The organism is Weizmannia acidilactici (assembly GCF_008974225.1).
In the GTDB taxonomy this organism is placed as follows: domain Bacteria; phylum Bacillota; class Bacilli; order Bacillales; family Bacillaceae_C; genus Weizmannia; species Weizmannia acidilactici.
In genome coordinates this window covers 48,923-62,728 of the sequence record NZ_BKZR01000013.1, presented here as the reverse complement: position 1 = coordinate 62,728, position 13,806 = coordinate 48,923, and the positions used below count along the sequence as shown (strand labels likewise).

Sequence of the window (13,806 nt, the reverse complement as noted above, 5' to 3'; positions counted from 1 at the left end):
CAGCCACCGGCGGCCCGGCATTTGCCGGTGCCATTTAAAGGAGGGGTAATATTTGCTGAAAGATTTTTTTTCAAAACCGAAAAAGAGGAAATATGCGACGATCCCATCAGATAAAACAAGGCAGGATGTTCCTGAGGGGATCATGTCGAAATGCCCGAAGTGCGGAAAAATTATGTATACAAAAGAACTGCAGAAAAATTTAAAAGTATGCCTTTACTGCGGTTACCACTATCAAATGACCGCTTACGAAAGAGTGGAAAGCCTGATTGATGAAGGGACGTTTGAAGAGTTTGACCGCGTCCTTGTGTCCAAAAACCCGCTCGAGTTTCCGGGTTATCTAGAAAAATTGGAAAAAGACCGCGCAAAAACGAATTTAAATGAAGCAGTTCTGACAGGAAAAGGGAATATTTTAGAACGGCCGATTGTCCTCGCTGTTATGGATTCGCATTTCCGTATGGGGAGCATGGGCTCTGTTGTCGGCGAAAAAATCACGCGCGCCATTGAAGAAGCGGACAGGCTCCATCTTCCGTTTATTATTTTTACCGCTTCGGGAGGCGCTCGGATGCAGGAAGGGATTTACTCTTTAATGCAGATGGCGAAAACAAGCGCAGCCCTGCAGCGGTTCAGCAGCCACGGAGGTTTGGCCGTGACGGTTATGACCCATCCGACTACAGGAGGTGTGACCGCAAGTTTTGCCTCGCTGGGCGATGTGAATTTGGCGGAGCCCGGGGCGTTAATCGGTTTTGCCGGCCGCCGCATTATTGAACAAACGATCCGCGAAGAACTTCCTAAAGATTTCCAAACGGCAGAATTCCTTCTCAAGCACGGCCAGCTTGACGCGGTTGTCGCGCGCCAAGACTTAAAAGAAACATTGGCAAGGATTCTGGATATCCATCAACCAATAGATGCAGGTGAATTACAATGGTAAATGAACTTGAATTTGAAAAACCGGTGATTGAGCTGAAACGCAAGATTGCCGAGCTGAGGGAATTTACAAAGCAGTCGGATGTCGACTTGTCGAGTGAAATTGAAAAATTGGAATCCAGGCTTGCCAGACTGGAACAGGAAATTTACGAAAACATGGAGCCGTGGGACCGCATCCAGATTGCACGCTTCCCGGAGCGGCCGACTACATTGGACTATATTCAATATCTTTTTACCGATTTTATTGAGCTCCACGGCGACCGTGTTTACGGGGACGATGAAGCAATCGTCGGCGGGATTGCAAAATTTAAGGGGCTTCCTGTTACCGTGATCGGCCAGCAGCGTGGAAAAGACACGAAAGAAAATATCCGCCGTAATTTCGGGATGCCGCATCCGGAAGGGTACAGGAAAGCGCTGCGGCTCATGAAACAAGCCGACAAATTTAAACGCCCGATTATCAGCTTCATTGATACAAAAGGGGCGTATCCGGGCAAAGCGGCGGAAGAACGCGGGATTGCCGAATCGATTGCACGCAACCTTTTTGAGATGTCCGGGCTGTCGGTACCGATCATTTGCTTTATTATCGGAGAAGGGGCAAGTGGCGGTGCGCTCGGCATCGGCGTCGGTGACCATATCCATGTCCTGGAAAACTCATGGTTCTCGGTCATTTCCCCGGAATCTGCCGCTGCGCTGTTGTGGAAAGACGCTTCGCAGGCAAAACGGGCAGTGGCCACAATGAAAATGACTGCCCCGGAACTGAAAGAACTGGGCATTATCGATGAACTGGTCCCGGAAGTAAAAGGCGGGGCACATAAAGACCCGAGGGTACAGGCGGATTTAATGGCACAGGTGCTTGAGGCGTCGCTGAGGCAATTGCTGGCGCTGTCTCCGGAAGAACTTGTGGAAAAAAGGTACGAAAAATACCGCAAAATGGGTGTGTTTTCCACTTTGGAACAGTTTGCCCGCACACAGTTGTAAAAAACAAGGCAACCGGTGCTGAAAAAACGGTTGCCTTGTTTTTTCAACATTGGTGGGATACATGCTGGAAAAGCAGAACGGAACCTGAAACATGTGTGGAATGGGGAAAATATTGCGTTGGCCGGAAGGGAGACGGGTTTTTTAAACCAGCCTATTTTCCAGGTTTATTGCCGTTATAATTAGGAAAAATCAACTATACAGCGGCTTTTAAACGTTTTATTATAGAAAAATCAAAAGTATGCTCCGATTGGTAACGCATTCATTATATGATGACACATATTGTTCAAGAACTCACATTTTAAAAATTTTTACTTTTTGATTATTGATTGAGAACATGTTTTTAAAGTGGTATTTTAGATATATTCAGGGGCGGACTTGGCGATACTAAAGTACTGAACTGATCCAATCCATTCAATACCTGTCTGCCATTAGATTACATCATTAGAGGTGAAAAGAATGAAGCGAATTGGAGTTTTAACAAGCGGCGGCGACGCACCGGGCATGAATGCAGCTGTGCGCGCAATCGTCCGTAAAGGGATTTACCATGGCTTGGAAGTTTACGGAATTAACCAAGGCTACAACGGATTAATTCATGGAAATATTCAAAAACTTGAAGCGGGATCCGTAGGGGATATTATCCAGCGCGGCGGCACGATTCTGCAGTCTGCAAGAAGCGAAGAGTTTAAAACGCCGGAAGGACAGCAAAAAGGCATCGAACAGCTGAAGAAACACGGCATTGAAGCTTTGGTTGTCATCGGCGGGGACGGATCCTACCAAGGTGCAAAAAAACTGACGGAGCAAGGTTTTAATTGCATCGGCGTACCTGGAACGATCGACAATGATATTCCTGGCACCGACTTTACGATCGGGTTTGATACGGCGCTGAACACTGTATTGGATGCAATCGATAAAATCCGCGATACCGCATCTTCCCACGAACGCACTTTTATCATCGAAGTCATGGGAAGAAACGCTGGGGATATTGCGCTTTGGTCCGGTTTGGCCGGGGGCGCCGAATCGATCATCGTCCCTGAAGAAAACTTTGAAATGAAAGACGTTGTGGAACGCCTGCAGCAGGGCACAAAACGCGGTAAACGCCACAGCATCATCATTGTTGCAGAAGGCGTGATGAGCGGAAACCAATTTGCGGAAGAGTTGAAAAAAGCCGGCGTAACAGGTGATACCCGCGTGTCTGTTTTAGGCCATATCCAGCGCGGTGGATCACCGACTGCATTTGACCGCGTACTTGCGAGCCGCCTCGGTGCAAGAGCTGTAGAGCTGCTTTTGGAAGGAAAAGGCGGAAGGGCGGTCGGCATTCAAAACAACCAGCTTGTTGATCACGATATCCTTGAAATTCTTGGCCAGCCACACACCATTGACAAAAATATGTACCGCTTATCGAAAGAATTGTCCATTTGAGTTTTTTAGGAGGAAATACAATGAAAAAGACAAAAATCGTTTGTACGATTGGACCTGCGAGCGAAAGTGTTGAAATGCTTGAGAAATTAATGGAAAACGGCATGGATGTATGCCGCTTGAATTTCTCCCACGGGAGCCACGAAGAACACCTCGCAAGAATTAAAAATATCCGCCAGGCTGCAAAAAATAAAAATAAAACAATCGGTTTGCTGCTTGACACAAAGGGTCCGGAAATCCGCACGCATGATATGAAAGACGGCGGATTCGAATTAGTGGAAGGCATGACGCCGATTATTTCAATGACGGAGGTCCTGGGAACACCGGAAAAATTCTCGATTACATATGAAGGCCTGATCAATGATGTGCATGTCGGCTCTAAAATTTTACTTGATGACGGCCTGATCGAGCTTGAAGTCACCTCCATTGACAAAGAAAACGGGGAAATCCATACGAAAGTCATGAACCGCGGCGTTTTGAAAAACAAAAAAGGCGTGAACGTTCCGGGCGTTTCTGTCAACCTGCCAGGGATCACGGAAAAAGATGTCAGCGATATTTTGTTCGGGCTCGAACAGGGCATCGATTTTATTGCGGCTTCTTTTGTGCGCCGCCCGTCAGATGTTCTGGAAATCCGCCAATTGTTGGAAGAACATGACGCTTTGCATGTGAAGATTTTCCCTAAAATCGAAAACCAGGAAGGCGTGGACAATATCGATGAAATCCTGGCGGTGTCCGACGGTTTAATGGTTGCCCGCGGCGACCTTGGCGTTGAAATCCCGACTGAAGCGGTGCCTTTGGTGCAAAAAGAATTGATCAGAAAATGCAATATGCTCGGCAAACCGGTGATTACCGCAACACAAATGCTTGATTCGATGCAGCGAAACCCACGCCCGACACGCGCCGAAGCAAGCGATGTGGCAAACGCGATTTTTGACGGCACCGATGCAATTATGCTGTCCGGCGAAACAGCTGCCGGGAAATATCCTGCAGAAGCTGTTAAAACGATGTACAATATTGCGGTCCATGTTGAAAAAGCGATTAACCATCGCGATATTTTAAATAAACGCAGCAAGAGCACGGATCATAATATGACCGATGCTATCTGCCAGTCTGTAGCGCATACCGCTTTGAACCTGGATGTCAATGCAATTATCGCGCCGACAGAAAGCGGCTATACGGCGCGCATGATTTCGAAATACCGCCCGGCCGCCCCGATTATTGCGGTTACTTCCGATCCAAAGGTACAGCGCAGCTTAACGGTAGTATCCGGCGTTTATCCGCAATTGGGCACGCAGGCTAAAAATACCGATGAAATGCTTGAAATTGCTGTTGACGAAAGTTTGAAATCCGGCATTGTCCGTCACGGCGACCTTGTTGTCATCACGGCTGGCGTTCCTGTTGGCGGAAAAGGCACAACGAACTTGATGAAAGTCCACTTGATCGGCGATGTGCTGGCGAAGGGCCAGGGTATCGGCAGACAATCGGCGTTCGGAATGGCCGTTGTCGCAAACAATCCTGAAGAAGCAGCAGCGAAAGTGGAAGAAGGCTGCATTTTAATCACAAAAAGCACGGACAAGGAAATGATGCCGTCCATCGAAAAATGCACCGCTCTCATTACCGAAGAAGGCGGCCTGACGAGCCATGCCGCGGTTGTCGGCATCAATCTCGGCATACCGGTGATTGTCGGCCTCGAAAATGCAACCTCAATCTTTAAAGACGGCCAGGAAATTACGGTGGATGCGGCAACCGGTTCGGTTTACGACGGGCATGCAACCGTACTGTAAAGGTAAAGGCAACAAAAACCGCAGAGGCAGCACCTGTCCCTGCGGTTTTTTGTTGCCTACACGATTTTTTTGCCCATGATATAGTTCCAAATATCATGGAAAACGCGGGCGCGGATCAGCGTCGTCAGCAGCACAAGCGTGATAGGACCGAGGATCAGGCCGAGGAAGCCGACCATTTTATAGCCGACAAACAGCGCAATCAGCGTGGCGAGCGGATTCATTCCGATGCTGGATGACAAAATTTTCGGCTCCATGATCTGCCTTTGGACAACGACGACGATATAAAGGACCGAAAGCCCGATTGCAAGCGGAATGCTGCCGGTAATAAATTCGTAAATAATCCATGGCACAAATACGATTCCCGTCCCCAAATACGGCAAAATATCAACGATGCCGCAGACGAGGGCGATTGTAATCGCATAGTCGACCCGCAAAACCAGAAGTCCGATGAGCACAATCACGAGCGTCATGGAAATGAGCGTCAATTCGGCACGGATAAATCCGAACAGCGCATTCCTGAGGTCGGAAAAAACGGTGATCCCGCTTCTCCTTGCTTTTTTCGGCAGCAAAAGCTTCCCTTTTTCGGAGAAGCTGTTCCAGTCTTTGCTGATGAAAAACGTTGCCAGCAAAGCAAAAATGAGCACCGTTGCCGCATTTGGAATCCAGGAAACAAGCCCAGGCAGTTTTTTAAACAGCCCCGATAAAAAATCCCCTGCGGAAGAGGCGATTTTCTGGCCGGCAGTTTGGATGTTTTGCACTATCGTTTCCTGCTGGCCTGCGTCAAGATTTTTAAACAGTCCCGCCAATTGGTCGTACAAAGGCAGCACCTGGGCGGTCACAAGCGATTCGGTATAATTGACGAGCGTTTGGACATGCTTCGGCAGCACATCGGCCAAATAATTGGCTCCCGCCACAATTTCGGCGACAAGCAATGTAATGATGCCGACAAAGACACCGATAATAAAAATCAGGGATATAATAACGGCAAGGGTGCGCGGAAGCCTTGCCTTTCTTTCAAGGAAATTGACAAGCGGATTAATGAGCAGCGCAATAAAAAGCGCAATTAAAAACGGATAGGCGTACTTCACGGCCAGATACACGGCATAAATTCCGGCGAGAATGCACAAGGCAACAAAGAGGCCCCGAAACGCCCGGTGTATGTAGACAGAATTCAATCATGACCCTCCTACGAATGGTTTATGCTATTATTTTACACGGTGGCGACCGCAAAACAAAGGAAAAGAAGTTTTTTTCTGAAATACTTCCCTTCTCCATCTTTGCTCAATATTCAGAAAAATAATCGCTTATCTGCGGAATTTTTTAAAAAATATAGAAAGAAGGTTGAAATGATTTGTACCAGCCGTATTTATTTTTGCTGATGCTGCTTGCGATTGGTTTTGTTGCAAAAAACCAGTCTTTGATGATTTCCATTGCTGTTCTGCTTGTCTTAAAAGTTGCGGGGCTTGATGCCAAAATTTTTTCCGCGATCCAGTCAAAAGGGATCAACTGGGGCGTAACTATTATCACCATTGCCGTCCTGGCGCCGATCGCAGCCGGTCAGATCGGATTTAAAGATTTATATGAATCATTAAAATCTCCTTACGCCTGGATTGCGCTCGCATCTGGTGTTGTGGTGGCACTATTGGCAAAAAACGGCATTACCCTGCTGTCCAGTGACCCCCAGATTACGACGGCGCTCGTGCTCGGCACCATTCTCGCCGTTTCGCTGTTTAATGGGGTTGCTGTCGGCCCGCTGATCGGGGCGGGGATTGCGTATATGGCAATGAAAATCGTCGAATGGGTCTCAAACAGTTTTTAAGTGGAAGCCTGCAGGAGAAATCTGCGGGCTTTGACTTTCAGCGCGGTTATAAAAGTAGGCTATTTGTGGAATTCACCCGGATCCCCCCGCACGCCGCCTCTTACCGTAAGCACCGCTTTGTCCGCAGGAGCCTCGCAAATTCGGATACTGGATCATGTCAAAACAAAATGATTGTCACCCAAATAATGAAAGCGCTATACTAAAAGAGAAAATTCCTAGCTGTTTTTGTCTATTTTTTGTACAAATATGTAAGAAAATTGTTTATAATAATTCATGTAAGCGAGAACAAGAACGACAAAAAATAGACAAATATAAATATTATATTATAATAGGATATGTGATCGCTTGCATGGTGCCGGGGCACAATCGATTTTTTGTCGATTGTTTTTCGCAGAAACAACGTATAAACCAAATTCAACTTATTTACGTTAGAGATGGGGAAAACTACCGTAAGGAGAAGGAGAGATAACCATGACAGCAACACGAGGTCTAGAAGGGGTAGTCGCCAGTGAAACCTCAATCAGCTCGATCATCGATGACACGCTTACATATGTCGGCTATAGCATTGATGATTTAGCGGAAAATGCCAGTTTCGAAGAAGTGATCTATTTATTGTGGAATTTGAAACTTCCGACACAGGCCGAACTGGATGAATTGAAGCAACAGCTGGCGGAAAATATGGAGTTGCCGAAAGAAATACTTGAAAGCTTTAAAACCTATCCGATTGAAAAAGTCCATCCGATGGCCGCGCTCCGTACCGCTGTTTCTGCGCTGGCGCTTTATGACGAAGAAGCGGATGCGATGGACAAGGAAGCGAATATGCGGAAAGCTGTCCGCCTGCAGGCTAAGATTCCTGCTATTGTCGCGGCCTTTGCAAGGGTAAGGAAAGGCCTCGAACCGGTTGCACCGCGAAAAGATCTTGGCTTTGCCGCGAATTTCCTGTATATGTTAAAGGGGAAAGAACCGGATGATATTGAAGTGGAAGCATTCAACAAAGCGCTTGTGCTGCATGCGGACCATGAGCTGAACGCTTCGACTTTTACCGCGCGCGTTTGTGTTGCGACGCTTTCCGATGTGTATTCCGGTGTTACGGCTGCAATCGGCGCATTGAAAGGGCCGCTGCACGGCGGGGCAAACGAGCAGGTCATGAAGATGCTCACCGAAATCGGATCAATTGATAGAGTGGAAGATTACCTGCAGGAAAAATTCATGAATAAAGAAAAAATCATGGGATTCGGACACCGCGTATACAGAAAAGGTGACCCGCGCGCGAAGCACCTGAAAAAAATGTCGGAAAAACTGACAGAACTGACCGGGCAGCGCGAATATTACGATATGTCGGTAAAAATTGAACAAATCGTTACAACTGAAAAAGGCATTCCGGCAAATGTAGACTTTTACTCCGCATCTGTTTATCATTGTCTTGGAATTGACCACGATCTGTTCACACCGATTTTTGCGGTCAGCCGCGTATCCGGGTGGCTTGCCCATATTTTGGAACAATACTCCAATAACCGGATTATCCGCCCTCGTGCGGAATACGTCGGCCCCGGCATGCAAAAATACATCCCGATCGAAAACCGTTAACCGGATGGTTTGCGTCTGCTAAAAGCTTCTTAAGGGGATGGGGCTTTTTCTTACAAGTGCGGCTGTCTGAAAAAGGATGGGCCGGCCTCCAGCTGGTACTTCCGGGAGGGGCCGGCCCACCCGTGCACGAAAATAAAGATTAACAGAAATATACCTGATATGGAACTGGAGGAGATTTCTATATGGCACAAGGAGAAAAGATCACCGTTGAAAACGGCGTTTTAAAAACACCGAACAACCCGATTATCCCGTTCATCGAAGGCGACGGGACCGGCCCGGACATTTGGGCGGCTGCACAGCGCGTGCTGGACGCTGCCGTTGAAAAAGCATATAAAGGCGAAAAGAAAATTGTATGGAAAGAAGTATATGCAGGAGAAAAAGCTTTCAACAAAACGGGCGAATGGCTGCCTGCTGAAACGCTTGATACGATCCGCGAATATTTAATTGCGATTAAGGGCCCGTTAACGACTCCTGTCGGCGGCGGCATCCGCTCTTTAAATGTTGCGCTGCGCCAGGAACTCGATTTGTTTGTCTGCCTCCGCCCGGTACGCTATTTTGATGGCGTCCCGTCTCCGGTAAAACGCCCGCAGGATACCGATATGGTCATTTTCCGGGAAAACACGGAAGACATATACGCAGGGATCGAATACAAGGAAGGCACGCCTGAAGTGAAGAAAGTCATCGAATTTTTGCGAAATGAGATGGGCGTAAATAAAATCCGCTTTCCTGAAACATCCGGAATCGGGATCAAACCGGTTTCAAAAGAAGGTACGGAACGTCTCGTGCGCGCCGCAATTAATTATGCCATTAAAGAAGGCCGGAAATCCGTTACGCTTGTACATAAAGGCAATATCATGAAATTTACGGAAGGCGCGTTTAAAAATTGGGGCTACGAACTGGCGGAAAGGGAATTCGGCGATAAAGTATTTACATGGGCCGAATACGACCGCATTAAAGAAGAAAAAGGGGTTGAAGCCGCGAACCAGGCACAGAAAGAAGCGGAAGCAAACGGAAAAATCATTATCAAAGACGCGATCGCCGATATTTTCCTGCAGCAGATTTTAACGCGTCCACGTGAATTTGATGTCGTTGCTACGATGAACTTAAACGGCGACTATATTTCCGACGCGCTTGCTGCACAGGTCGGCGGCATCGGCATTGCGCCGGGGGCAAACATCAACTACGAAACCGGCCATGCAATTTTTGAAGCGACCCACGGCACTGCGCCGAAATATGCGGGACTGGATAAAGTCAACCCTTCATCCGTCATCTTGTCGGGCGTATTGATGCTTGAACATTTGGGCTGGAATGAAGCGGCAAAACGAATTATCCAATCAATGGAAAAAACGATTGCTTCCAAAGTGGTCACTTACGACTTTGCCCGCCTAATGGAAGGGGCAAAAGAAGTTAAATGCTCTGAATTCGGGGATGAGTTGATCAAAAACATGGCGGAATAACACCGCCCAAAATGAAAAGCGCGGGATGAAGAATTCACTGAATGCATGCAATAGACTGCTCTTTGAATAGCCAGTTTACATTAAAACAAGGGGGGCCATCTTGATGAAGAGGAAAAAAATTTCGGTCATTGGCGGGGGATTTACGGGGGCCACAACCGCATTTTTGCTCGCCCAAAAAGAACTCGGGGATGTGGTGCTCGTCGATATTCCGCAAATGGAAAATCCGACGAAAGGGAAAGCTTTGGATATGCTCGAAGCTTCACCGGTACAGGGATTTGACGCAAATATTACCGGCACATCCAATTATGAGGACACAAAAGATTCCGAGGTTGTTGTCATCACTGCAGGTGTCGCGCGCAAACCAGGGATGAGCCGCGAAGACCTTGTGCAAACGAACCAAAAAATCATGAAAAGCGTGACGAAAGAAGTCGTGAAATACTCGCCAAATTCAATGATCATCGTTTTGACAAACCCGGTTGACGCCATGACTTACACGGTTTTCAAAGAATCCGGCTTCCCGAAAAACCGTGTCATCGGCCAATCCGGCGTACTGGACACGGCGAGATTCCGAACATTTGTGGCGCAGGAATTGAACTTGTCCGTAAAAGATGTCACCGGTTTTGTGCTCGGCGGCCACGGCGACGATATGGTTCCGCTTGTCCGCTATTCGTATGCAGGCGGCATCCCGCTTGAAAAATTGATTCCGAAAGACCGGCTTGAGAGAATAGTGGAACGTACGCGCAAAGGCGGTGGCGAAATCGTCAATCTCCTTGGCAACGGCAGCGCCTACTATGCGCCGGCGGCATCCTTGGCAGAAATGGTTGAAGCGATTGTGAAAGACCAGCGCCGCGTCCTGCCGGCGATTGCTTATCTCGAAGGCGAATACGGCTATAACGGTATTTACCTTGGTGTGCCGGTGATTTTGGGGGGCAACGGCATTGAAAAAATTATCGAACTCGATTTGACCGAGGAAGAAAAAGCTGCCCTTGATAAATCCGCCGGCTCTGTAAAGAACGTCATGGCTGTTTTGGACTAATCAAAAAAGAATGAAGCCTAAATGGGCCTGTACTGGTCCGTTTAGGCTTTTTTGCATTTTACGCCTTAACAAGTGCAGCTGTTTTTTGTTTTCATGGAAACATGCTAAAATGGGATAAGGAGTATGAACGTATATTCTCCACTTTTTTGGGAGGTTTTTGTTTTGAAAAAATTGATTTTAATTGACGGAAACAGCATCGCCTACAGGGCATTTTTTGCTTTGCCACTTTTAAATAACGACAAAGGGATACATACAAATGCGGTGTACGGCTTTACAATGATGCTTTCTAAAATTTTGGAAGAAGAAAAGCCGACGCATATTTTGGTGGCGTTCGATGCCGGTAAAACGACATTCCGTCATGAAACATACAGCGAATACAAAGGGACCCGCCAAAAAACCCCGCCGGAGCTTTCCGAACAGTTTCCGCTCATCCGCGAATTGCTCGATGCATTTGGGATCGAACGGTACGAATTGGAAAATTATGAAGCGGATGACATTATCGGCACGATGTCGAAATTGGCGGAAGAAGAAGGGTTTGAAGTGACAGTTATTTCCGGGGACAAAGATTTGACCCAGCTTGCCTCCCCGAAAACGACAGTCATGATAACGCGCAAAGGCATTACCGATATGGAAGCCTATACGCCGAAACATCTGCAGGAAAAATACGGGCTTGCGCCGAAACAAATCATCGACATGAAAGGGTTGATGGGCGATACTTCCGATAATATCCCGGGCGTGCCGGGCATCGGGGAGAAAACCGCGGTCAAGCTGTTAAAACAGTTTCCGACGGTGGAAGAGCTGTTAAGCCATATCGATGAAGTGTCCGGCAAAAAATTACAGGAAAAACTTGAAGCCTATAAAGACCAGGCACTCATGAGCAAGCAGCTCGCCACGATCAACCGAAACATTCCCCTCACGATTTCGATCGGCCAGGCGGAATACAAGCATGCGGATATGGAGAAATTACGGCGTTTATATCAAGAATTAGGGTTTAAGTCGATGCTCGAAAAAATGGGTGAAGACGACCAGCCGGGAGAAAAAGCCGCGCTAGAATCCATATCTTTTTCCATTGCCGAAGACATCACAGACGGCCTTTTTGCCGATATTTCCTCTTTCTATGTGGAAATTTTGGATGAGAATTACCATACCGGCGAGATCATTGGTTTCGGGCTGAAAAACAAAAACGGGCTCTTTTTCCTGCGCGCAGAAGATGCTCTGCATTCCACCGCTTTTAAACAATGGGTGGAAGATGACGAAAAAATCAAGCATGTATATGATGCAAAACGCTCGATTGTCGCTTTGCGGCGTTACGGCATGGAACTGAGGGGCATCGATTTTGATCTTTTGCTCGTTTCCTACCTGCTGAACCCATCCGATACGGTGGAGGATTTCGCTTCCGTTGCAAAAACGCACGGCTACGAAAATGTTGAAACGGATGAAGCGGTGTACGGAAAGGGGGCAAAACGGAGGCTGCCGGAAGAAAATGTGTATGCCGAACATATTGCCCGCAAAGCGGAAGCGATCGCAGCCCTTGAAACCCCGTGCACGGATGCGCTGAAAGAAAATGAGCAACTTGAGCTGTTTGAACAATTGGAGCTGCCCCTTTCGCTTATTCTGGCGGATATGGAATACACCGGGGTAAAAGTCGACACGAACCGTTTAAAAGAGATGGGCGAAGAATTTAAAAGCAAACTCCATGAGATTGAGCAGAGAATATACGAAATGGCTGGCACAACGTTCAATATCAATTCGCCGAAGCAGCTCGGCATCATCCTTTTTGAAAAATTGGGGCTTCCGGTCATTAAAAAAACGAAAACGGGCTACTCCACATCGGCGGATGTGCTGGAAAAACTGGAACCTGCTCACGATATTGTGAAGGAAATCCTCCATTATCGCCAGCTCGGAAAACTGCAGTCCACTTATATTGAAGGGCTGTTAAAAGTCGTGCATGAAGACGGGAAAGTGCATACGCGGTTTAACCAGGCACTGACGCAGACAGGACGCCTCAGCTCCACCGACCCGAACTTGCAAAACATCCCGATCCGCCTGGAAGAGGGTCGGAAAATCCGGCAGGCGTTTGTGCCGTCCGAAGAAGGATGGGTCATCTTCTCGTCTGACTATTCGCAGGTTGAGCTGCGTGTGCTGGCCCATATTTCAGGCGATGAAAAGCTGATCGAAGCGTTCCAGGAAGATATGGACATTCACACGAAAACGGCGATGGAAGTTTTTCACGTCAAAGCGGAGGACGTAACGCCGAATATGCGCAGGCAGGCGAAAGCCGTCAATTTTGGGATCGTATACGGAATCAGCGACTATGGACTTTCGCAAAACCTTGGCATTACGCGGAAGGAAGCGGGCGAATTTATCAACCGGTATTTCAAAAGCTACCCGCGCGTCAAGGAATATATGGATGAAATTGTCACGGAAGCAAAACAAAAAGGCTATGTTTCAACGCTTTTGAAACGCCGGCGCTACATTCCGGAAATCACAAGCCGGAACTTCAACCTGCGCAGCTTTGCGGAAAGGACGGCGATGAACACGCCGATCCAGGGGAGCGCCGCGGATATCATTAAAAAAGCGATGATCGACATGGCGAAAAGGCTGAAAGAGGAAAACCTGAAAGCGCGGATGCTGCTGCAAGTCCATGACGAATTGATCTTTGAAGCGCCAGAGGAAGAAATTGAAGTGCTGAAAAAAATCGTGCCCGATGTGATGGTGCATGCCCTGGAGCTGTCGGTTCCCTTGAAAGTCGATTCCGCATACGGGCCGACGTGGTTTGACGCAAAATAAGATTTGGCAACAAAG

General features: G+C 47.7%; 10 protein-coding genes. 9 read left to right on the top strand and 1 reads right to left on the bottom strand.

Annotated features, from left to right (window positions below; all coding sequences use genetic code 11):
* Nucleotides 1–52 precede the first annotated feature (52 nt).
* The 4 genes from accD (at nucleotide 53) to pyk (ending at nucleotide 5,102) form a co-directional block, all read left to right on the top strand.
* Nucleotides 53–928: an acetyl-CoA carboxylase, carboxyltransferase subunit beta gene (gene accD / locus GBH70_RS06740; RefSeq protein ID WP_151680323.1), complete on the top strand. Its 876-nt coding sequence runs from the start codon at nucleotides 53–55 to the stop codon at nucleotides 926–928.
* Nucleotides 922–1,902 (top strand): acetyl-CoA carboxylase carboxyl transferase subunit alpha, encoded by a 981-nt coding sequence (gene accA, locus GBH70_RS06735; RefSeq protein WP_151680322.1) that lies wholly within the window; start codon nucleotides 922–924, stop codon nucleotides 1,900–1,902. The genes accD and accA overlap by 7 nt, the downstream gene beginning before the upstream one ends.
* A 456-nt stretch (nucleotides 1,903–2,358) precedes the next feature.
* Entirely contained in the window at nucleotides 2,359–3,321 is a 963-nt protein-coding gene (gene pfkA, locus GBH70_RS06730; protein WP_151680321.1) for a 6-phosphofructokinase, read from the top strand.
* A 20-nt stretch (nucleotides 3,322–3,341) separates the two neighbouring features.
* The gene (gene pyk, locus GBH70_RS06725; RefSeq protein WP_151680320.1) at nucleotides 3,342–5,102 is read left to right on the top strand and encodes a pyruvate kinase; all 1,761 of its coding nucleotides are present in this window, start codon (nucleotides 3,342–3,344) and stop codon (nucleotides 5,100–5,102) included.
* 56 nt (nucleotides 5,103–5,158) lie between these two features.
* On the opposite strand, the gene ytvI is transcribed toward pyk, so the two are convergent.
* Entirely contained in the window at nucleotides 5,159–6,277 is a 1,119-nt protein-coding gene (gene ytvI, locus GBH70_RS06720; protein WP_151680319.1) for a sporulation integral membrane protein YtvI, read from the bottom strand.
* Between the two features lie 176 nt (nucleotides 6,278–6,453).
* Between ytvI and GBH70_RS06715 the strand changes: the two genes are divergently transcribed.
* The 5 genes from GBH70_RS06715 to polA all read left to right on the top strand — a co-directional run bounded on the left by GBH70_RS06715 (nucleotide 6,454) and on the right by polA (nucleotide 13,791).
* Complete coding sequence (locus GBH70_RS06715; protein ID WP_371862170.1) at nucleotides 6,454–6,921, top strand: DUF441 domain-containing protein; 468 nt, start codon at nucleotides 6,454–6,456, stop codon at nucleotides 6,919–6,921.
* Nucleotides 6,922–7,392: 471 nt separating this feature from the next.
* The gene (gene citZ / locus GBH70_RS06710; protein ID WP_151680318.1) at nucleotides 7,393–8,508 is read left to right on the top strand and encodes a citrate synthase; all 1,116 of its coding nucleotides are present in this window, start codon (nucleotides 7,393–7,395) and stop codon (nucleotides 8,506–8,508) included.
* A 182-nt stretch (nucleotides 8,509–8,690) separates the two neighbouring features.
* Nucleotides 8,691–9,965: an NADP-dependent isocitrate dehydrogenase gene (icd, locus tag GBH70_RS06705; protein WP_151680317.1), complete on the top strand. Its 1,275-nt coding sequence runs from the start codon at nucleotides 8,691–8,693 to the stop codon at nucleotides 9,963–9,965.
* A 97-nt stretch (nucleotides 9,966–10,062) separates the two neighbouring features.
* Nucleotides 10,063–11,001, top strand: a complete 939-nt coding sequence (mdh, locus tag GBH70_RS06700; RefSeq protein ID WP_151680316.1) for a malate dehydrogenase — start codon at nucleotides 10,063–10,065, stop codon at nucleotides 10,999–11,001.
* A 162-nt stretch (nucleotides 11,002–11,163) separates the two neighbouring features.
* The gene (gene polA, locus GBH70_RS06695; RefSeq protein ID WP_371862238.1) at nucleotides 11,164–13,791 is read left to right on the top strand and encodes a DNA polymerase I; all 2,628 of its coding nucleotides are present in this window, start codon (nucleotides 11,164–11,166) and stop codon (nucleotides 13,789–13,791) included.
* The last annotated feature ends 15 nt before the right edge of the window (nucleotides 13,792–13,806 follow it).